Here is a 21066-nt window from a genome sequence, read left to right as displayed (position 1 = left end):
GCGGGTCGGGTCCGCTTCGACACCGCGCTCGCCGAACTCGTGGGCCGACAGCCCGATCGGATCGTTCCGACCCTTGACCGGATCGAGGCGGTCGCGGAGCTGCTCGGAGGGCCGCAGCTCACGCACCCGTCGATCCACGTGACGGGAACCAACGGCAAGACGACGATCGCTCGCGCCGTCACCCAGCTCGCGTGCGCCCACGGGATCACGACCGGCCTGTACACCTCCCCGCATCTGCTCTCGCTCACGGAGCGATTCCAGATCTGCGATCGGGAGATTACCGTCGCGGAGTTCGGAGAGGAGTACGAACGGCTGCTCCCGGTTCTCGAGGCGGTCGATGCGCGTGATGAGCACCGGGTCACCTACTTCGAGGTGCTCACGGCACTCGCGTTCCTGTGGTTCGCCGATGCGCCCGTCGGGCTCGGCGTCTACGAGGTCGGCATGGGCGGACGCTGGGATGCGACGGTTCTCTGCTCGGGCGACGTCGCGGTGATCGGCGAGGTCGGCCTCGACCACCCGGAGCTCGGATCGACGATCGCGGAGGTCGCCGGGGAGAAGGCCGCGATCATCAAGCCCGACCGGATCGCGGTGTCGCGGGCGCAGGCGCCCGACGCGCTGCGCGTGATCGAGGAGCGGGTCCGCGAGGTGGCGGCCTCACTGCTGCTCGAGGATCGGGATTTCGGGCTCGATCGCCGCGTCCCCGCGGTCGGGGGCCAGCAGCTCACGATCCGAACCCCGCACCGGACCTACGAGGACATCTACATCCCGCTGTTCGGCGAGTACGCCGCGCGCAACGCCGCGGTGGCGATCGCGGCGTTCGAGGCGTTCCTCGACCGTGAGCTGGAGACCTCGGCGGTCGTGGAAGCCCTGGGGGCGATCACCACGCCCGGCAGGCTCGAGGTCGCGGGACGACGACCGCTCATCGTGCTCGACGGAGCGCACAACCCCGCGGGCGCCGAGGCCCTCGCGGCGGCTGTGCGCGAGGTGTTCTCGTGGCAGCGGCTGCACCTGGTGGTCGCGGTGTCGGCGAACAAGGACGTCGAGGGCATGCTGTCGGCACTCGCGCCGCTCGCGGACCGCGCCTACGCGACACGCAACGACAGCAACCGCTCGGGCGAGGCCCAGGCGCTGTTCGAAGCAATCGCGATCCGCGACGTTCCCGTTGAGCGCTTCTCGTCGGTCGCCGCTGCGCTCGACGCGGCGAGCGCCAGCGCGGGAAACGACGACCTCATCCTCGTGACCGGCTCCCTCTATACTGTCGCGGACGCGCGCCGGGCGCTCGGCCCTTGATCGTCCTCCCCGGCATCGATCGACCGCGAACCCATTGCACCGGAGAGGGACACCGATGGCCACCGAATCCACACTGCTGATCATCAAGCCGGACGGCGTTCGCCGGGGGCTCGTGGGCGAGGTCCTGCGTCGCGTCGAGTCCAAGGGACTGAGGCTCGACGAACTCAAGCTCTTCACGATAACGCGGCCGACCGCCGAGGAGCACTACGGCGAACACCGCGACAGGCCGTTCTTCGATGAGCTCGTCGACTTCATCACGTCCGGACCCGTCGTGGTCGGCAAGGTCACCGGCGAGTCGGCGATCTCGGTGTGGCGGTCGCTGATGGGATCCACGAACCCGGTCGAGGCGCCTCCGGGGACGATCCGCGGCGACTTCGCGACGTTGATCGGCGAGAACGTCGTGCACGGCAGCGACTCGCCCGAGTCGGCCGCGCGCGAGTTGAAGCTCTTCTTCGGCTGAGGCGGCCATCGTGGCGGGACTGTCCGAGGCCTTCGAGCGAACGGGCGTTGTGCTCGAGCGGCGCATGCCGCTGATGCACGCACCGGGCGCGGCCCTCGCGGTCACCGACGACGACGAGACCCTGGGCGTGGTCGTCCGCGGCTTCGCCGACGCCGCATCCTCGACGCCGGTCCGGCCCGAGACACGGTTCCAGATCGGCTCGATCAGCAAGTCGTTCGCCGCGATCGTCGCGGTGCAGGAGAACGAGGCCGGGCGCCTCGACCTCCACGAGCCGGTCAACGACCTGCTCCCGTGGCTCGAACTCCGGCAGCCGTTCGGGTCGATCTCGATGCACCACCTGCTCACGCACACGTCCGGACTCGCGATCGGCACCGAGCACACGGGGGATGCGATCGTGGCGCTGCGCCGCCGCGCCGAGGTCGACCCAGGGTTCGCCCCCGGGGAGCGGTTCTCGTACTCGAACGACGGGTACAAGATCGTGGGACTGGTCCTCGAGCACGTGACCAGCCGTTCGATCGCCGAGTTGCTGCGGGAGCGGATCCTGGACCCACTGGGGATGGCGCGCACCTCGCCGTGGATCACGTCCCGCGAGCGACTCGATCTCGCGACGGGCTACGCGCCCGTGTTCGACGACCGGCCCGCCCATCGGGAGCATCCCTTGGTGCCGGCACCGTGGGTCGATTCCACCAGCGCCGACGGCAGCATCGTGTCGAACGTGCTCGACATGGGCGCGTACGTGCGCATGCTGATCCGCCGTGGCGAGGGCCCCGGCGGCGTACGGATCCTGTCCGATGAAGGCTTCCACCGCTTGATCACTCCGTATGTGCTCGATCAGGACTCTGTGCCGTGGCACTACGCCTACGGGTTCTGGGTGGGGACCGACCCGGCCGACGGGCGACGCTACCTATGGCACTCGGGGGGCATGGTCGGGTTCACCGCCCTGCTCCGGGTCGACGTCGACGCCGGACTGGGCGCCGTGATGCTCGTGAACGGCAGCGGGAACCGGAGTGCGACCACGACCTACGCCCTGGCCGCCGTCCGCGCGGCGATCGCGGGGTCGCCGCCGCCCGCACCCGTCGACGCACCGGATCCGCTCCGGATCGAGGCGGCCGAGGCGTTCGCGGGCCGGTACACGGGCGTCGACCGCGCGATCGAGATCCGGGCCGACGGTTCGGGGTTGTTCCTGCGCGACGGGGACATCGAGGTGGCGATGGAACTCGATACCGACGCGCTGCCGACGGACGCGTTCCTGGTCCCGCACACGGAACTCGACCGCTTCTACGTCCGGTTCGAGCGGGACGCGACCGGCACAGTGGTCGCCGCGACGCACGGCCCCGATCGCTTCGTGCGCGGCGACGTACCTTCCGAGGAACCGCCACCGCCGCAGGAGTGGGCGCCGTTCCCGGGTCACTATCGCTCGATGAACCCCTGGAGCCCCGACCTGCGCGTCGTTGCGCGCGGGGGGGCGCTGTGGCTACTCGCTCCGAGCGAGCCGGACGGTGACCTCGAGCTGCGTCCCCACCCGGACGGGGACTTCGTGGTCGGTCCCGAGCCGTGGCGTACCGTCCGCATCACCTTCGACACGGTGGTCGAGGGGCGAGCATCGCGGGCGGTCTTCGACGGCGCGCCCTACGCCAGGAGCTTCCTGCCTTGAGCCTGCCGGCTCAGGCGACGTAACGGCGGATCGCGACGACGGCGTTCTGGCCGCCGAAGCCGAAGGAGTCGCTGATCGCGAGGCGGACCTCGGCCTCGCGCGCCTCGTTCGGCACGACGTCGAGATCGCAGTCGGGGTCGGGCGTCTCGTAGTGGATCGTGGGCGGGATCGTGCCGCGGGCGATCGTCAGCGCGCAGACCGCGGCCTCGACCGCTCCCGCGGCCCCGAGCATGTGGCCGGTCATCGACTTCGTAGAGGAGACGGCCACCCTGGCCGCGTGTTCCTCGCCGAGTCCGGCCTTGATCGCGTGGGTCTCGGAGGAGTCGTTCAGCGGGGTGGAGGTGCCGTGGGCGTTCACGTAGTCGACCGCGCTCGCGTCCTCGCCGGCATCGGACAGGGCGATGCGGATCGCCAGCGCGGCGCCGGTGCCTTTCGGATCGGGAGCGGTGATGTGGTAGGCATCGGCCGTCGCCCCGTAGCCGGCGACCTCGGCGTAGATCCGCGCGCCGCGCGCCACCGCCCGTTCCTCGGACTCCAGGACCATCGCCAGGGCGCCCTCCGACAGGACGAACCCGTCTCGATCGGCGTCGAAAGGGCGCGAGGCCGTCTCGGGGTCGGGGTTCTTCGTCAACGCCTGCATCTGCGCGAACGCGGAGACGGTCAGCGGAACCGTCGCCGACTCGGAGCCGCCGACGATCACGAGGTCGGCGAGGCCGTCGGAGATCAGGCGATATCCCTCGCCCACGGCGTGTGAGCCGGAGGCGCACGCGGAGACGGTGCACAGGTTGGGCCCGTTGAAGCCGCGGCGCATCGCGATGTGGCCGGCGGCACCGTTCGCCATCAACGCCGGCACCATGAACGGGCTCACCCGGCCCGGACCCTTCTCGAGCATGACCGAGTGCTGGTTGAGCAGCCACTCGATGCCACCGATCCCGGTCGCGTAGATCACACCGGCGCGATCGGCCCGGACCTCGGGCGCTCCGGCGTCCTGCCACGCGAGCTCGGCAGAGGCGAGCGCGAAGTGGACGAAGCGATCCGTGCGGCGTGCCTCTTTCTTGTCCAGCCACGCGTCGACGTCGAAGTCGGGAACCTCGCCCGCGAGCTTCACGGGCAGATCGTCGGTGGGGAAGCGCGAGATCGGCCGGATGCCGTTGCGTCCGGCGACCAGTCCCTCCCAGAAGTCGTCGACGCCGGTCCCGACCGGGGTGACCGGTCCGATCCCGGTGACGACCGCTTTGGGCTGCTCGGCCATGCGGGTGGGCTCCTCGCTGCCTGGGGGACTAGCTATCGAGCTTGTTCGCGACCAGGTCGATCGCCTGGCCGACGGTCTTGACGCTCTCCATCTCTTCCTCCGGGATCTCGATGCTCCACTCCTCTTCGAGCGCGAGCACGGCCTCGACGAGGTCGAGAGAGTCCGCGTTCAGATCCTCGGCGAAGCGAGCGTCGGGGACGACCTGCGCTTCCTCGACCGCGAGCTGCTCGGCGAGGACCTTCGTCACCCGGGCCTGGATCTCTGCCTTGTCCGCCATCTGGGTCTCTCCCTTTCGTTCCGGGGTTCGGGTCTGGTGGGTCGATGCCCCCTGCGCGAGGGGGGTGGGACTGGATGATGCTAGCGGGTCGTCAGGCCGTCAGCCCGCCGTCCACCGGCATCGCCACACCGTTGACGTACGAGGCCTCCTCCGACATCAGGAACCGGACCACCGCGGCGACCTCGTGCAGGTGGGCGGTTCGGCCGAGCGGGGTCTGTTCCAAGTAGTAGGCACGTGCCTGGTCGGTCAGGTGCGAGGTCATCTCGGTGTCGAGCAACCCGGGGCAGATCGCGTTCACGGTGATGCCCTTCGCGCCGACCTCCCTCGCGAGGGAGGTCGTCAGCCCGAGCAACGCCGTCTTCGTGGCCGCGTAGACGGTCTGACCGGCGTTGCCGTGCAAGGCGACGGCCGACGACAGGTTCACGATGCGACCCCACTTCGAGCGCAGCATCGGGCGCAGCGCCGCCCGCGTGCACAGGAACGCGCCCCGCACGTTCGTGGCCATCGTCTGATCGAACACGTCCATCGGGTACTTCAGCAACAGCCCGTCCTGGGACATGCCGGCGTTGTTCACCAGACCGGTGATCCCCCCGAGGCTCTCGCCGATCTGGCGGAAGGCCTCGGCGACCGCGGCTTCGTCGGTCACGTCGAGATGGACGGGGACGGCCTCGCCTCCGACCTCCTCGACCTCGGCGACCGCGGTCTTCGCGTCCCGCTCACTCGAGCGATAGCCGATCGCGACCTTCCAGCCGCCCTCGGCGAGTGCGACGGCGCAGGCGCGGCCGATCCCGCGTGACCCACCGGTGATCACCGCGACCTTCTCCATCAGGGTCTCCCGGGGGCCGTCCAGCGCACGAGGTTCGCGCCCCAGGCGAGGCCGCCGCCGAACGAAGTCAGCAGCACGAGACCACCCTCGGGCAGGCGGCCGGCTCGCCATGCTCGGTCGAGGGCGAGCGGGATCGAGGCGGCGGAGGTGTTGCCCACCTCCTCGACGTCGATCACCGCACGGTCGTCGTCGATGCCGAGCCGCTCGGCCACCGCGCGCATGATCCGCGCGTTCGCCTGGTGGGGGATCAGCAGGTCGACGTCGTCGGGGGAGAAGCCGTTCTTGTCGAGCACCTCGCGGCAGGCCGAGGCCATCTCGATCACCGCGCGACGGAACACCTCGCGTCCGTTCGGCATGCGGATCGTATGGTCGCGGCGCTCGACCGTCTCGATCGACGCGGGCATCGCGGTGCCGCCGGCCGGCATGTGCAGGATCTCCGCAGCGGTGCCGTCCGCGCCGAGGACCGAGCCGAGCACGCCCGGTTCGCTCGACGGGCGCAGGACGACCGCGCCCGCGCCGTCGCCGAACAGCACGCAGGTGGAACGGTCGCTGAAGTCGAGCACGCGCGAGAGCACCTCGGCGCCGATCACCAGGACGGTGTCCGCCGCGCCGGACTCGACGAACGCGACGCCGGTCGACATCGCGTAGGAGAATCCCGCGCATGCCGCGTTGACGTCGAACGCCGGAGCGGAGATGCCGAGCTTGCGCTGGGTCCACACCGCGGTCGACGGGAACGGCGTATCGGGAGACAGGGTTGCGCACACGAGGAGGTCGAGCCGTTCGGCGGGAACGCCCGCCGCCGCGAGCGCCCGAGTAGCCGCCTCGGTCGCGAGGTCGGAGGTCGTCTGGTCGTCGGCGGCGAAGTGGCGCGTGGCGATGCCGGTCCGCTCCCGGATCCACGCGTCGCTCGTGTCCACCCACTGCTCGAACTCGGTGTTCGGCACGACCCGCTCGGGCAGGTACGAACCCGTTCCTCCGATCACTGCGTACCGTCGTTGCGTCGTCACCGCCACCTCGGTTTCCGGACCCCTGCGGGACGAGAGCCGCCCCTCTTGCGTGCGAGGATAGCCGTCGAGGTGTCCGGGTGCCCGGTAGCTCCTGCCGTGCTCACGCGCGGTCCCCGGACGCCTGCGCGGCAGCAGCAGCGGCGGCGTCCGGGCTCCCCGCCGTGACCGAGAAACCGGCTGGAACCGTGCGCTTCACGAGCTTGGCGAGCACGTCGCCGGGCCCCGCCTCGACGAAGGTGTCCACCCCCGCGTTGTCGAGCGTGATCATCGATGCCTCCCACCGGACCGGGGAGACGACATGCCGGGCGAGCAGCTCGCGGAAGGCCTCGCCTTCCCGGACGGCCTCGCCGGTCACGTTCGCGATCACGGGGAACGCGGGGTCGCTGAACGAGACGGTCGTCAGCGCGGCGCGCATCCGTTCGAGGGCCGAAGCCATCAACGGCGAATGGAACGCGCCCGCGACGTTCAGTCGCACCGCGCGGACCTTGCGATCCGCGGCGACCGTCGCGGCTCGTTCGATCGCGTCGACATCGCCGGCGAGCACGACCTGCTTCGGGCCGTTCTCGTTCGCGACCGTGAGGACGCCATCCTCCCGGGCCTCGCCGGCGATCGCCGCGCCGTCGGCCGCGCCGACGCCCACCAACGCGAGCATCGTTCCCGGGCTTTCGTCGGACGCGGCCTGCATCGCGTTGCCGCGCTCCACCACGAGCCCGAGCGCCTCGGGGAAGGTGAGCGTTCCCGCAGCAACGAGTGCCGCGTACTCGCCCAGCGAGTGGCCCGCGACGGCGCTCGTGCGCAGCCCCTCGGCCTCGAGCACGCGGTAGGCGGCGACGTCGCACACGAACAGGGCCGGCTGCGCGAACGCGGTGGTCGCGAGCAGCTCGTCGTCGCGGCACTGGCCGGCGAAGTCCCGGCTCGTGAGGTCGGAGGCCTCCTGCAGGACGGCGCGGCCGGCGGCGTGTTGCTCCCAGGGATCGGCCATGCCTGCGTACTGGGACCCCTGACCGGGGAACAGCACTGCTGCGGTCACGTGTCGGATGCCTCCTTGCGTGGTCCCAACGTCGGATGGGGCGCCGGACATTCCACCACACGCAGGCGAGGTCCAGGCCCACGTGACGATCGCGACGCGCGTTCGTACCGCACCTGCGCTGGTAGGTTGCCAGCTCTAGGTGTGTCCAGTAGACATACCTGGCAGAGCCCATGGCCGGGACGGTTCAAGACCACCAGAGCTCCCACGCTCGTGCTTCCACGGGTCGTGAGGGGATATTCGGTCTGTTAGGTCGAGACATGGCTGTCGACCTGGGGACCGCGAACACGCTCGTCTACGTACGCGGACGGGGCGTGGTCCTCAACGAGCCCAGCGTCGTCGCGATCAACACGCTCACCGGCGCGATCCTGGCGGTCGGTGCCGAAGCCAAGCGCATGATCGGCCGCACCCCGAGCCACATCCAGGCGGTCCGTCCCCTGAAGGACGGCGTGATCGCCGACTTCGACGTGACCGAGAAGATGCTCCGGTACTTCATCCAACGTGTGCACAAGCGCCGCCTGTTGGCCAAGCCTCGGATCGTCGTGTGCGTTCCCTCGGGTATCACCGGCGTCGAACAGCGCGCGGTCGAAGAGGCGAGCATCGCAGCGGGCGCGCGCCGCGCGTACATCGTCGAGGAGCCGATGGCTGCCGCGATCGGCGCCGGGCTCCCGATCCACGAGCCCACCGGCAACATGGTCGTCGACATCGGCGGTGGCACGACCGAGGTCGCGATCATCTCGCTGGGCGGCATCGTCACCTCGACGTCGATCCGGATCGGCGGCGACGAGCTCGACGAGGCGATCATCCAGCACGTGAAGAAGGAGTACTCCCTCTTGCTGGGGGAGCGCACGTCGGAAGCGATCAAGCTCGCGATCGCGTCGGTCTTCCCGATGCCCGAAGAGTTGATCGCGGAGATCAAGGGCCGCGACCTCGTGTCCGGCCTCCCGAAGACCATCACCATCACCGCCGAGGAGATCCGCCGCGCGATCGAGGAGCCCGTGAACGCGATCATCGACGCGATCAAGGGCACGCTCGATCGGACCCCTCCCGAGCTCGCTGCCGACGTCATGGACAAGGGCATCGTGCTCACCGGGGGCGGCGCTCTCCTGCGTGGCCTCGACAAGCGCCTCCGTCATGAGACGGGGATGCCCGTGCACATCGCCGACACGCCGCTGCAGGCCGTCGCGCTGGGCTCGGGCAAGTGCTTGGAGGAGTTCGAGGTCCTTCAGCGCGTGCTGGTGAGCCCGAGCCGGAGGTAGGCACGGCGTGGCCGTCCGGTCCAAGCCGCGGAGCACCCGCCTGCTGGTCGTCGTCCTGATCTCCGCGTGCCTGGCGGTCATCACCGTCGACTACCGCCAGGGCGAGGACGGTCCCCTTTCCGGTCTCGGCCGCCTCGCGATCGACGTCATGGCCCCGCTCCAAGAGGGCGTCCGCGACGCCACGCGACCCGTCGGCGACTTCGTCGCAGGCATCGCGAGCGCGGGTTCGATCAAGGCCGAGCGCGACGCGCTGGAAGCGGAGCTCGAACAAGCCCACGCAGACCTGGCCTCCGCCGCGTCCCAGCAGCTGGTGCTCGAGGAGATCCAGGGTCAACAGGAGCTCGTGGATCGACTGAAGCCCGAGGCACTGCCCGCGCAGGTGTTGTCCTACGCTCCGAACAACTTCGAGTGGACGATGACGATCGACGTCGGTACGTCGGACGGCGTTCGTGAGGGGATGCCGGCGATCGCGAGCGCGGGGCTCGTGGGAACCATCAGTCGAGCAGGATCGGATAGCTCGATAGTGCGCCTCATCATCGACCAGGACTCGTTCGTCACCTCCCGCGTGATGACGGGCCAAGACGTGCAGCCCAGTGGCCTCTTGCAGGGACAGGGGGACGCACCGATGCGGTTGGATCTGATCCCGGTCGAATCGCAGTTCGATGTGGTGAGCGAGGCAAGTGGCCCGCTCGTGCAGACAGGGACGTATCGGATCGTGGACGAGCAGGGCCTTTACCCACCGGGGATCCCGATCGGCACCGTCGAACGGGTGTTCAGAGACACGGCCCGAGACGAGATGTTCGTGACGGTTCGACCTGCGGTCGACTTCGCCACGGTTGAGTTCGTCCAAGTGCTGCTCACCGAGCAGGATGGCGGGTAAGCCGTCCCGTGCGACGGGTACTGGTCCTCGCCCTCGTGGTCGTCACGGCCCTGTTGCTGCAGACGACCCTGCTCTCCGACGTGACGCTGCTCGGTGCGAAGCCGGAACTCGTCTATCTGGTGACGATCGTGTTCGCGATGCTCGAGGGACCTTCCGTAGGGGCGACGTCCGGATTCGTGGCGGGTATGTCACAGGACTTCCTCTTGAATGCCCCGAAGGGCATCACCGCGCTGACGCTGACCCTGCTGGGGTACGTCGTGGGCACGATGCGTCAGTACATCGTCTCGGGGTCGCCGATCCTGCCCACGGTCATCGTCGGCGCCGGAACGTTCGTGGGCATACTGTTCTACGGGACGGTTTCGTTCCTCCTGGGGCAGCTCGACGAGTCGTTCGGCTACGTCCTGCGGATCGCGGCGCTCTCAGGTGCCTACAACGCGATCTTGACCCCGCTCGCCTTCCCGCTGATCCGGCGGCTCGCCGAAGGCTCGGAGAAGCAGCGCGTGGGGAGGTTCTGAATTGACGGATGGTCGTGCCGCCTCCCGTCTGCGTGTGCTTGCCCTGTTCGTGGTGTTGATGTTCGCCGCGCTGACCGTGCGGCTGTGGTACCTGCAGGTGTTGGCCTCGGACGATCTCGTTCGAGACGCCCAGAACAACATCACCCGCATCGTCGAGACGGACACGATCCGCGGGAAGATCCTCACCTCGGACGGCAAGGTCATCGTCGGCAACCGAGGAAGCATCGAGATACGGGTCGAGGAGGATAAGCTCGGTGACAATCCCGAGGCAGTTGTCTCCCGCCTCACGAGGTTGCTCGAGCTGAAACCGTCGGCGATCCCCGAGGCGCTCGCCGATCTGCGCTACTACGACTACCAGCCGGTCCCCGTTGACTTCGACGCGCCCCGCAGGGCGGTGTACTACATCGCGGAGCACGCGCGACGGTTCCCCGGCGTCTCATGGGAAGAGGTCAAGGTCCGCACGTACCCGATGGGAGACCGTGCCGCGCACATCCTCGGATACACGAGTCCCGTCTACGCCGAGGACCTTGAGGCGAACAAGGGGTATGACCAGAACGATGTGATCGGCCGCGGGGGGCTCGAGCAGCAATACGAGAAATGGCTGCGCGGCGAGGAGGGATTCATCAAGTACGAGGTGAACTCCGCCGGACGACAAACGAGAACCTTGGGAGAGAAACGGTCGGTTCCCGGCAAGGATCTGATCATCAGCATCGACTCCGAGCTTCAGGCCGCAGCTGAAGAGGCGCTCGACTACGGCATGGAGCAAGCCCAGAACGTGTTCGACGAAGAGACGAACAAGAACCTCCTGGCCGACGCCGGTGCCGTGGTCGTGATGGACCCGACGACGGGGGCGATCGAGGCGACCGTCTCCCGTCCGAGCTTCGACCCTGCGGAGTTCGTAGGCGGGATATCTGAGAAGCGCTTCGAAGCCCTCGAGAGCAAGCGGCGAGGTCAGCCCATCTTCAACCGCGTCACGCAGGGTGAGTATGCGCCGGGATCGGCGTTCAAACCGTTCGTGGCCCTCTCGGCGATACGCAACGGCGTGGCCTCGCTCGGTCAGAGCTACGACTGCCCACCCACGTACTCGGTGCCGAAGGACGAAACAACCGTGTTCCACAACTGGTCCGACGTGAGCCTCGGTTTCCTCGACGTCGCGGGGTCTCTGCGCGAATCCTGCGACACGATCTACTACGACTGGGGCTATCAGTTCTACGATCGCTACTACGGAACCAAGGACGCGAAGGACCCTGCTGAACCGCTGCAACGCGACCTGCGGCAATGGGGATTCGAGAGACCAACGGGCATCGACCTGCCTACGGAAAGCGTAGGGAACCTACCCGACGACGCCTGGATCGAGGGATTGTACGAAGTCGGCGAGGCGAACTTCGACTTCAACATCCCCGGTGACTACATCCAGATGGCGATCGGGCAAGGAGGCGTCTTGGGAACGCCTCTCCAGCTGGCGACCGCGTACTCGATGTTGGCGAACGGCGGCAAGTGCGTGGTGCCCCACATCGGAACGGAGATCCGCGATCCGAACCGCGAGGACAAGCCGAAGGCGCTCCAGCCCAGGTGCAAGAACTCGCGCACACCTCTGCCGTACTCGCAGAGCGACTTGCAGTACATCCGGGACGCGCTCGTTGACGTCATCCGGGAGGGAACCGCCCAGACCGCCTTCGCGGGCTTCGGTGGGTCGATAGCGGGCAAGACCGGTACGTCGCAGCGCGAGGGAGAGCAGGACTTCTCCTGGTTCGCTGCGATGACGCCCGCCGAGCAGCCCGAACATGTCGTGGTCGTGGTTGTCGAACACGGAGGGAACGGTTCGGAAACGGCAGCACCGATCGCACGCAGGATCGTGGAGCACATCGAGGGCATCGAGAGCGACGACTTCATCATCGGGGAGGCGATCGACTGATGGATATCGTCGCGGGTTCCAGCAGGGCGGTTGCCGCAGAACGGCGGCCGATCCGCCACCTCGATCTGATGCTGCTCGTGATCGCGGGGCTCCTGTCGGCTGCCGGCATCGCGCTGATCTATTCCGCGAACCGGTCGCTCGCCGCGATCGACCTCGATCCCACCGTCAACGTGAAGAAGCAGATCGCCGGGATCGCGATCGGGGTGGTGTTGCTGCTGCTGATCGTGGCGTTCGACTACCGCTTCTTGAAGGTCTACGCCGGGCTGTTCTACGGGATCACCCTCCTCGGGTTGATCCTGGTCCAGACGCCGCTCGGAACGAACGTGAACGGGGCACAGCGCTGGTTCCAGTTCGCGGGGTTCCAGCTCTCACCCGCGGAGTTCGCGAAGCTCTCGCTGATCGGATTGCTCGCGGCGATGTTCTCCGAGATCAAGCACCGGGACATGGAGCTGTCCGACGTGATCCGCGGTGTTGCCGTCGCCGTTCCACCCATGGTGTTCGTGTTCATCCAGCCCGACATCGGAACGTCGATCGTGGTCGCTGCGATCCTGGTCGGTGTGCTCGTGGTTGCCGGGGCCAAGGCGAAGCACCTGATCGCGATCGGGCTCACCGCCGTGATCCTGGCGGTCGGTGCGTTCCAGCTCGGCGTGATCAAGGACTATCAAGTGGAACGGTTGACGGCGTTCTTCGACTCCGAGACCGACCTCGCCGGCGCGAACTACAACCGCGACCAGGCCGAGATCGCGATCGGGGCTGGAGGGCTCACCGGCCGCGGCTACCTGTCGGGAACGCAGACGAACCTCGACTTCGTCCCCGAGCAGCACACCGACTTCATCTTCACCGTTGCGGGGGAGGAGTTCGGATTCGTCGGCTCGGTCGGCTTGCTGATCCTGTTCGGGATCCTGCTGTGGCGAGCGATCCGGATCAGTTCCCTGTCGAAGGACATGTTCGGGACCTACGTGGCGGCCGGGATCGCTTCGATGTGGGTGATCCAGATGTTCGTCAACGTCGGGATGGTGATCGGGATCATGCCGATCACCGGGATCCCCCTGCCGTTCGTCTCCTACGGCGGCAGCGCGATCCTCACGAACTTCATCGCGGTCGGTTTGCTGCTGAGCATCCACATGCGCCGCTTCACGGGAAGCCCCCGTTGATCCGGGTGGTCGGATAGGCTTCGCGGCGCGGTTTCAGGCAGGGGGTCCGACGAGCCAGAGGAACGTCGATCCGTCGGGACCGGTCGACTCGAGCACCACGTCACCGTCGGCGGCCCGAGCTGCCGTGCGCGCCAGCGACAGGCCCATCCCCACCCCTTGATGGGTGCGGGCATTGAGTTCCTCGGCCTGCTCGAGGGCTCCGAAGATCCGTTCCCGGTCTTCGTCGGCGATCCCGTTGCCGCGGTCGACCACGCGGACCTCCGCCCCGCCCGGCCCCCGCTCGACGAGGATGTCGACGCGCGCCGGAGGCTGGGAGAAGCGGAGCGCGTTCTCGACGAGCTCTTCGAGGAGCCGCCGGCCGACGACCGGGTTCAGGTTCGCGCTGGGAATGCTCCTGGTCACGTGTACGTGTACACGGTCGGCATCGATCGATGCGGCGCTGTGCGCGATCTCGGGGACGTCCACGTGCTCGGTGAACGCGGCGTCCACGGCGAGTTCGAAGCGCTCGACGAGGCGGGCGAGGTCCCCGGCCCGGGACACGAGCCGGTCGAGGAGCTCCTCGCGCTGGGCGCTTGTCGCGGAGTCGGCGGCGAGGGTCTGGGCCATCCCGAGGATCACGGTGACGGGGGTGCGGAGCTCGTGACCGAGCCGCGCGACCTGTTCGTGGCGGCGCACCGATCGTTCCGTCAGCGCTCGGTGGGCCTCCTCAAGCTCGCGGGAGCGCCGGCGCTCGCGTTCGAGGGCCTCGGTCAGCTCGTCGATCACACCCGGTGTGATCTCGGGGGACAGCAGCGCCCCGCCGTGCGCGGCCTGGAGCACCGCCTGGAGGATCTCGTCCCCGTCCGAGTCCTTGAGGACGAAGCCGCTCGCGCCGGCGACCAGCATGTCGCGGACGACGTCCTGACCCTCGTTCCCGGTGAGCGCGACGATGCCGACCTCGGGAAGCAGTTCCTTCATCCGGCGGGTCGCCTCCACACCGTCCATCCGGGGCATCCGGACGTCCATCACGACCACATCGGGGGACAGGCCGGGTGCGACGTCGAGGGCCTGTTCGCCGCTGTCGGCCTCGCCGACGACCACGAGCTCGTCGGTGGCCAACAGCGCCACCAGTGACTCGCGGAAGCCTTCGTTGTCGTCGACGACCAGAACGCGGACCGGGGAAGTGCCCGGATCGCCCCGGTCGAGCCCGTGGGCAATCTGTGCCATCCGCGGAAGAGTCTCACGGTGACCGGCCAGGAGCGAGTATCCGGCAGGTGGTCGTTTCGTGCAGGCACATCCCATGACCGAGGATGGCTCTCGCGGGCTAGTCTCCGTGCCCGGCGATGCCCCTTCCCGGTCTGGTCGCGCGCGACGCATCCCACGGGGTCGCGCCGCGACTTGCTATCCTCCCTTCAGATGTGCTCGCCGCTTCCGGGGCCACCCGCTCCGTGAAAGGCGGCGAGGAACGAGGAGGCGCCTCCGCTCCGCGCTCGCGGAACCCCGGGAGATCCCCGAAGCAGGTTCGGCTGGAGCGCATCAGGATCGGGCGCCGGAGAAAGGCGTAGATCGTGCGTGACGACGCGTGCGGCGTTGCCGTGGAGGGCTCAGAGCTCTCCGGGTACGCCGCGCTGGCACCGACCTCGTCCTCCGTCCCGGAGGGCGAGACCACCGGCCGGTCGACTCCCGCGCAGATGGACCGCCCGCATCCCGCTGCGGCGCCTCCGCTGCGAAGGGAGACCTGTACATGACCGACGACACCTCGGTCGCCTCGGAGCACTCCGAGACGACCACCCCCCCTGCGGCGAACGCCCAGGGATCCTCCGACCCCGGCTCGGGGTCCGACCCCGGCTCCGGTTCGGACGAAGGCTCGTCCACCTCCGGCACGCGGTCCGGCGGACCGCGCTCCGGATCCTCGCGCCGCCGGGGCCGGCGCGGAGGACGAGGCCGCAACCGGCCCAAGAGCGTCACCGCCGACGGCGAGGGATCCTCCTCGTCGGCCTCGGAAGCACCCTCCACCGAAGCCGAGACGCCGGCGCGTGACTCGGCCGCCGCGGGCACCGGCTCGACGCGCCGACAACGGGTCAAGCAGCCTGCCCGGAAGCCGCCGAAGTCCGCGGAGGGGAACGGAGCCGCGGGCGAGGAGGGCTCGAGCGACCCCGTGAGCTCGGCGACGCGAGCCGACGGCGATCCGGACGCGGGACCGGTCACACCCTCCGGGCAGCGCCGTCGCCGCCGCCGGGGCGGCCGGGGGCGCAGCCGGAGCGGCGGTGCCACGTCGAGCACGGCCGAGCGATCGGACGGCGACGCCGACGCCGACGCCCCGAGCGACGAGCCGGAGGCGCCGAGCCTCGACGACCCGCCCGCCGCGATCGCCGCGGACGAGGAGGCGAACCGCTCGAAGAGCCGGAGCAGGCGCAGGCGACGCTCGGGATCGAAGCCCCGAACTGGTGACGGGGACGGCGCCGGCGACGGGGCCTCCGCATCGACGTCCGCAACCCCGTCGGGTTCGAGGTCGCGCGCCAAGTCCTCCTCGAAGTCGGCATCCAAGTCCGGCGCGAAGTCCGGCGCCCGATCCGGGTCCGGGGCCGAGACGAAGAAGTCGGGTTCGTCCAAGTCCGGCGCGAAGAAGAGCGCCAAGGGTGCGGGAACGGCCGGACCCACGCGCCTGCGCCGCGGGCGTGCGACGACGCGCACCCGTGCCCCGCGCCGCCGCCGGCAAGAGCTGATCATCCCGCCTCGGATCACCGACAAGCAGATGGTGATCACCGAGCACGGCGACCGCGATCAGATCGCGATCCTCGAGGACCGCGATCTCGTGCAGCACTACGTCACGCGGGCCGGAGCGAAGTCGATGGTGGGCAACGTCTACCTCGGTCGGGTGCAGAACGTACTTCCGGGGATGGAGGCCGCCTTCGTCGACGTCGGCAAGGGCCGCAACGCCGTCCTGTACGCCGGCGAGGTGAACTACTCCGCGGAGGAGCTTGACGGTGACACGCCGCCACGGATCGAGGAAGTCCTCAAGCCCGGACAGTCGGTGATCGTTCAGGTCACCAAGGACCCGATGGGTGGAAAGGGAGCGCGGCTGACCGCCCAGATCTCGATGCCCGGCCGGTTCCTCGTGATGGTGCCGCAGTCGAACGTGTTCGGGATCAGCCGGCGGATCAACGATGACGACCGCAAGCGGCTCAAGGCGATCGCGAAGGCGATCAAGCCATCCGAGCACGGTGTGATCATCCGCACGGCGGCCGAGAAGGCGACCGAGGAGCAGCTGGACGCCGACCTCCAGCGCACGATCGACGCGTGGAAGGCGATCGAGAAGCGCTCGAAGAAGGCGAAGGCACCCGATCTGCTGTACGAGGAACCCGAGCTCACGGTGCGGGTCGTGCGCGACCTGTTCACCGACGAGGAGTTCAAGGAGCTCGTCACCGACTCGGAGGCGATCTACGCGAAGGTGAACGGCTACCTCACCGACGTCGCACCCGATCTCGCCGAGAAGGTGCGGATGCACGAAGGCAAGCTGTCGGCTTTCGAGGCGTTCCACGTCACCGAGCAGATCCACAAGGCCCTCGACCGGAAGGTCTGGCTCCCCTCGGGGGGGTATCTGATCATCGAGCGCACCGAGGCGATGACGGTCGTCGACGTGAACACCGGCAAGAGCGTCGGCAAGACGAACCTCGAGGAGACGGTGGTCAACACGAACCTCGAGGCCTCCCGAGAGGTCGCCCGGCAGCTCCGCCTGCGCGACATCGGTGGGATCATCATCGTCGACTTCATCGATATGCTGCTGGAGAAGAACAAGAACCAGGTCGTCGACACGCTTCGCGAAGCGATGTCGCTCGACAAGACCCGGTCGCAGGTCTACGAGATCGGCCCGCTGGGCCTGCTCGAGATCACCCGTAAGCGTGTCTCCGGGGGGCTCGTGGAGTCCTTCTCCGAGACCTGTCCGACCTGCGAGGGTCGCGGCATCCTGATCAACTACGACGTGGACTAGGAGAGGTACGGATGGAAGCGGTCATCAAGGCAGGCGGGAAGCAGCAGCGGGTCAAGGCCGGCGACGTGATCGAGGTCGAGCTGATGAAGGGGATCGGGGACTCGGTCGAGTTCACCCCTCTGCTCGTGATCGACGACGACGGAGCGACGCACGCGGGCAAGAACGCGGCGGGCGCGACCGTCACGGCCAAGCCGATGGGCGAGAAGAAGGGCGACAAGGTCCGGGTCCTGCGGTTCCGGCCGAAGACCGGCTACAACAGCCAGATCGGTCACCGCCAGCAGTACACCCTGCTGGAGATCGTCGAGGTCAAGCTCGGAGCCGCCGCGAAGAAGAAGGCCGCCCCCAAGAGCACGGCGAAGAAGGAGAGCACGGCGAAGAAGGCTCCCGCGAAGGCGCCCGCCAAGGCCGGAGAGGCCGGCGACCAGGGCTGACGGGCCCATTTTGGTAGCCTGGACGACCGATGGCACACAAGAAGGGCGGCGGCTCGACACGCAACGGACGAGACTCCGAGGCTAAGCGGCTCGGGGTCAAGGCCTTCGGGGGCCAGCAGGTTCCCGCGGGCTCGATCATCGTCCGCCAGCGAGGCACTCGGATCCACCCCGGTCAGGGTGTGGGCAAGGGTGGCGACGACACGCTCTTCGCCCTGATCACCGGCGAGGTCCGTTTCTCCTCCTCGCACGGCCGCAAGTTCGCCTCGGTCCTCGCGTCCGACTGACCGCCCCGCCGACGCGGCTCAGCCCTCGGGTATCGCCGCTCGGATCCTCGCCACCCACGCACGGATGTCGTCCTTCCGCGCGGTGTTCGAGGTTCCGAGGTAGTGCGCTCCGACCCGCCGGGCCTTCCGTTTGCTCTCGACGCCCCGTCGCGTCGTGAGCGTGAGTGGCGGGGGTTTCGTGAAGTAGAACGCGGTCCGGGTCACGCCGTGTTCGCCGTCGTCGTGTTCGACGATCACCACGGGCGACCCGACGAGCCGCCTCACCTTCCGCACGTGCGCCATCGAGATCCGGTGTCGGGAGCCGCCCTCCTCCACGAACCGGAGGTCGGCGCCCTCGATCGAGAGCTCGCCCTTGACGTCGTTCTGCACGGTCTCCCGGCCGAGCCGCACGCGCCACACGGTGACGGAGTCGATGTGTTCGGGGTCGTTCACGCTCCCATCTTGCCTGGCGGCTCGCACGCCGACCACCCTGCCCGGCACCTATCCTGACGCCATGACCTTCGTCGACGAAGCCGTTGTGGTGGCTCGCGCCGGTCGTGGAGGGGATGGTTCCGCGTCGATGCGGAGCGAGCCCTACACGCCACGCGGTGGACCGGACGGCGGCAACGGCGGCGACGGGGGCTCGGTGATCCTGGAGGTGTCCTCGCGGATACGGGATCTCGCCTGGCTGCGCGACCACCCCCACCTGGACGCGAAAGCGGGCACCGGGGGGCGCTCGCAGAAGCGGGACGGTGCGCGCGGCGGTGACCGTGTGCTCCAGGTCCCCGACGGCACGGTGGTGTCCGACGAGCAGGGCCTGCTCGCGGATCTCGTGGGCGAGGGAGCGCGGGTCGTCGTCGCACGAGGAGGACGCGGCGGCCGAGGGAACGCCGCGATCGCGAGCGCGCGCAACAAGGCGCCGACCGTTGCCGATCAGGGCGAGCCGGGGGAGGAGCGCCGCCTCGAGCTCGAGCTGCGGACGGTCGCGGACCTCGGCCTCGTCGGCCTGCCGAACGCGGGGAAGTCGACGCTGCTGGCCGCGCTCACCGCGGCCAAGCCGAAGATCGCCGACTACCCGTTCACCACCCTCACGCCGAACCTCGGCGTGGGCGGCGGGCACGACGAGCGCTTCGTCGTCGCCGACATCCCGGGACTCGTCGAGGGGGCGTCCGAGGGACGGGGTCTGGGGCATCGGTTCCTCCGTCACGTCACGCGATGCCGGGCGCTCGTGCTCGTCGTCGACCTCGCCGCCGAGGATCCGCCGGCCGATCTCGCCACGGTGCGTGAGGAGCTCGCCGCGTACGATCTGGAACTCGCCGATCGCTTCTCGCTCGTCGTCGGGACGAAGGCCGACCTCGTCGACGATGCGGCGCAACGCGCCGCGGCGCTGTCCCCGGACGCGCTCGTCGTATCGGCGACCGACGGCGCCGGGGTCGAGGAGCTCGACCGGCGGCTGGGCGACCTCGCGCGCGCGACGGCCGGTGCCGCCGAGAGGCCGCAGCCCTACGTGGTGCTCCGTCCCGCCCGAGCCCGGTTCCAGGTAACGAAGGAGGGATCGCGGTACCGAGTCCGGGGCCCGCGGGTGGAACGATGGGTCGCCGAGACCGACTTCGAGGACGCTCGTGCGGTGGTCGCCCTGCAGAAGCGGTTGCAGAAGGAAGGCGTCGAACGACAGCTCGCCGTGACGGGCGCCCGGCGCGGCGACGAGGTCGTGATCGGCGCGCAGAGCTTCGAGTTCTACCCGGACGAGGCGCCGCAGGTGCCCGAGGAGGCCGACCGATGACCGACCGACGCGCGCAGCTGCTCGCCGACGAGGACGCCGCCTGGATCGAGTTCCACGACCTGATCGATCGGGTTCGTCTCGACCTTCTGGACGACCCGACCCTTCCGGAGGGGTGGACCGTGAACGACCTCGCGTTCCACGTCGGTGCCTGGCTGGCGGATGCCGGAGACGAGCTGGAACGCATCGCTGCCGGCACCTTCGTTCGCAACGACGAGACCAGCGATCGACAGAACGAGGAGTGGTTGGAGCTGTCCCGAACGCTGGACGCCGAAACCTGCCGGGCGCAGCTCGAGTCGGGTCGCATCCAGATGCTGCGGTGCTTCACCGAGCTCCCCGAGCTCACCCCGGACGCGATCGAGTGGTTCGAGGAGTCCGGGGCTCTGCACTACCGCGCCCACCTTTCGGATCTGCGCGCCTGGCTCGACGAGCACGGTCTGTAGGGGGCCGTCGTGCCCGTAGGATGTGGGGATGGGACGCAAGCTGGGGGTCATGGGTGGCACCTTCGACCCGATCCACAACGGACACCTCACGACCGCCGAGGAGGCGCTCGTGCAGTTCGGGTTGGACGAGGTCGTGTTCGTACCCACCGGCAGTCCGTGGATGAAGCAGCACGAAGTCGTCTCGCCGTCCGAACACCGCTACCTGATGACGGTGATCGCCACCGCCAGCAACCCACGGTTCTCGGTGTCGCGGATCGACGTCGACCGAGACGGCCCCACCTACACGATCGACACCCTCCTGGCGCTGGCCGACGAGCATCACGACGCCGAGCTGTACTTCGTGACGGGCGCGGATGCGATCCTCGAGATCTTCGACTGGAAGGATCCCGCCGACCTGCTCGGTCTCGCCCACTTCATCGCGGCGACGCGACCGGGCTATGACCTCACCGCGCTCGAAGCGTCGACCGCGACCCGCGAGCGGGTCAGCGTGATGAACATCCCGGCGCTCGCGATCTCCTCGACCGACGTGCGACGGCGTGTCCGCGAAGGCCGGCCGATCCGCTACCTCGTCCCCGAGGGCGTGAAGAGCTACGTCGAGAAAACGGGTCTGTACCGGAGCTGATCGACGGTGATGACGACATCTTCCTCCGGCTCCGGTCTTCC

21 protein-coding genes are annotated in these 21066 nt (G+C 68.8%); 14 read left to right on the top strand and 7 right to left on the bottom strand.

The genetic code is table 11. The annotated features are described in order from the left end of the window. The first annotated feature begins 39 nt into the window (after positions 1-39). Genes WEF05_00710 through WEF05_00700 form a run of 3 tightly spaced genes read left to right on the top strand, consistent with a single transcriptional unit; the run spans position 40 to position 3404 of the window. Positions 40-1290: a Mur ligase family protein gene (locus WEF05_00710; protein MEX1100420.1), complete on the top strand. Its 1251-nt coding sequence runs from the start codon at positions 40-42 to the stop codon at positions 1288-1290. A 55-nt stretch (positions 1291-1345) separates the two neighbouring features. Then, complete coding sequence (gene ndk, locus WEF05_00705; GenBank protein MEX1100419.1) at positions 1346-1750, top strand: nucleoside-diphosphate kinase; 405 nt, start codon at positions 1346-1348, stop codon at positions 1748-1750. Between the two features lie 10 nt (positions 1751-1760). Continuing rightward, on the top strand, positions 1761-3404 hold the full coding sequence (locus tag WEF05_00700) for a serine hydrolase domain-containing protein (protein ID MEX1100418.1): 1644 nt from the start codon (positions 1761-1763) through the stop codon (positions 3402-3404). A 10-nt stretch (positions 3405-3414) separates the two neighbouring features. On the opposite strand, the gene fabF is transcribed toward WEF05_00700, so the two are convergent. The 5 genes from fabF to WEF05_00675 form a co-directional block, all read right to left on the bottom strand. Further along, on the bottom strand, positions 3415-4656 hold the full coding sequence (gene fabF / locus WEF05_00695; GenBank protein ID MEX1100417.1) for a beta-ketoacyl-ACP synthase II: 1242 nt from the start codon (positions 4654-4656) through the stop codon (positions 3415-3417). A 28-nt stretch (positions 4657-4684) separates the two neighbouring features. Continuing rightward, a complete protein-coding gene (gene acpP / locus WEF05_00690) occupies positions 4685-4933 on the bottom strand; it encodes an acyl carrier protein (GenBank protein MEX1100416.1) in 249 nt (82 codons plus the stop codon). Positions 4934-5024: 91 nt separating this feature from the next. Next, entirely contained in the window at positions 5025-5759 is a 735-nt protein-coding gene (locus tag WEF05_00685) for a 3-oxoacyl-ACP reductase family protein (protein MEX1100415.1), read from the bottom strand. Then, positions 5759-6766: a beta-ketoacyl-ACP synthase III gene (locus tag WEF05_00680; GenBank protein MEX1100414.1), complete on the bottom strand. Its 1008-nt coding sequence runs from the start codon at positions 6764-6766 to the stop codon at positions 5759-5761. Before WEF05_00680 ends, WEF05_00685 begins: the two co-directional genes overlap by 1 nt. Positions 6767-6866: 100 nt before the next feature. Further along, positions 6867-7796, bottom strand: a complete 930-nt coding sequence (locus tag WEF05_00675; GenBank protein MEX1100413.1) for an ACP S-malonyltransferase — start codon at positions 7794-7796, stop codon at positions 6867-6869. Positions 7797-8029: 233 nt separating this feature from the next. Here WEF05_00675 and WEF05_00670 point away from each other — a divergent pair, with 233 nt between their 5' ends. Genes WEF05_00670 through rodA form a run of 5 tightly spaced genes read left to right on the top strand, consistent with a single transcriptional unit; the run spans position 8030 to position 13516 of the window. Then, entirely contained in the window at positions 8030-9052 is a 1023-nt protein-coding gene (locus tag WEF05_00670) for a rod shape-determining protein (GenBank protein ID MEX1100412.1), read from the top strand. Positions 9053-9059: 7 nt separating this feature from the next. Beyond that, positions 9060-9932, top strand: coding sequence for a rod shape-determining protein MreC (mreC, locus tag WEF05_00665; GenBank protein MEX1100411.1), 873 nt, complete (start codon positions 9060-9062; stop codon positions 9930-9932). Positions 9933-9940: 8 nt separating this feature from the next. Beyond that, positions 9941-10447 (top strand): rod shape-determining protein MreD, encoded by a 507-nt coding sequence (gene mreD / locus WEF05_00660; protein MEX1100410.1) that lies wholly within the window; start codon positions 9941-9943, stop codon positions 10445-10447. Between the two features lie 34 nt (positions 10448-10481). Further along, a complete protein-coding gene (mrdA, locus tag WEF05_00655) occupies positions 10482-12362 on the top strand; it encodes a penicillin-binding protein 2 (GenBank protein MEX1100409.1) in 1881 nt (626 codons plus the stop codon). After that, a complete protein-coding gene (rodA, locus tag WEF05_00650; protein MEX1100408.1) occupies positions 12362-13516 on the top strand; it encodes a rod shape-determining protein RodA in 1155 nt (384 codons plus the stop codon). The genes mrdA and rodA overlap by 1 nt, the downstream gene beginning before the upstream one ends. Before the next feature lie 33 nt (positions 13517-13549). Here the strand turns inward: rodA and WEF05_00645 are convergent, their stop codons facing one another. Further along, complete coding sequence (locus WEF05_00645; protein ID MEX1100407.1) at positions 13550-14722, bottom strand: response regulator; 1173 nt, start codon at positions 14720-14722, stop codon at positions 13550-13552. 517 nt (positions 14723-15239) lie between these two features. On the opposite strand from WEF05_00645, the gene WEF05_00640 reads away from it, so the two are divergent. Genes WEF05_00640 through rpmA form a run of 3 tightly spaced genes read left to right on the top strand, consistent with a single transcriptional unit; the run spans position 15240 to position 18201 of the window. Continuing rightward, a complete protein-coding gene (locus tag WEF05_00640; GenBank protein ID MEX1100406.1) occupies positions 15240-17486 on the top strand; it encodes an Rne/Rng family ribonuclease in 2247 nt (748 codons plus the stop codon). An 11-nt stretch (positions 17487-17497) separates the two neighbouring features. Continuing rightward, entirely contained in the window at positions 17498-17917 is a 420-nt protein-coding gene (rplU, locus tag WEF05_00635; protein MEX1100405.1) for a 50S ribosomal protein L21, read from the top strand. Between the two features lie 29 nt (positions 17918-17946). Beyond that, the gene (gene rpmA, locus WEF05_00630; protein ID MEX1100404.1) at positions 17947-18201 is read left to right on the top strand and encodes a 50S ribosomal protein L27; all 255 of its coding nucleotides are present in this window, start codon (positions 17947-17949) and stop codon (positions 18199-18201) included. 18 nt (positions 18202-18219) lie between these two features. Here the strand turns inward: rpmA and WEF05_00625 are convergent, their stop codons facing one another. After that, positions 18220-18633 (bottom strand): hypothetical protein, encoded by a 414-nt coding sequence (locus tag WEF05_00625; GenBank protein MEX1100403.1) that lies wholly within the window; start codon positions 18631-18633, stop codon positions 18220-18222. Here WEF05_00625 and obgE point away from each other — a divergent pair. Genes obgE through nadD form a run of 3 tightly spaced genes read left to right on the top strand, consistent with a single transcriptional unit; the run spans position 18614 to position 21025 of the window. Further along, positions 18614-19963, top strand: a complete 1350-nt coding sequence (gene obgE, locus WEF05_00620; GenBank protein ID MEX1100402.1) for a GTPase ObgE — start codon at positions 18614-18616, stop codon at positions 19961-19963. The two genes, WEF05_00625 and obgE, sit on opposite strands and share 20 nt — an antisense overlap. Further along, a complete protein-coding gene (locus WEF05_00615; protein ID MEX1100401.1) occupies positions 19960-20403 on the top strand; it encodes a maleylpyruvate isomerase N-terminal domain-containing protein in 444 nt (147 codons plus the stop codon). Before obgE ends, WEF05_00615 begins: the two co-directional genes overlap by 4 nt. 28 nt (positions 20404-20431) lie before the next feature. Beyond that, positions 20432-21025 carry a nicotinate-nucleotide adenylyltransferase gene (nadD, locus tag WEF05_00610; protein ID MEX1100400.1) on the top strand — a complete coding sequence of 198 codons (594 nt, stop codon included), beginning with the start codon at positions 20432-20434 and terminating at the stop codon, positions 21023-21025. Positions 21026-21066 lie beyond the last annotated feature (41 nt).

The sequence above is a fragment of the Actinomycetota bacterium genome, assembly GCA_040881665.1.
Taxonomy (GTDB): Bacteria; Actinomycetota; UBA4738; order UBA4738; family HRBIN12; genus JBBDWR01.
Note: the sequence above shows the minus strand (reverse complement) of the source record. Positions and strands in the feature narration are given on the sequence as shown.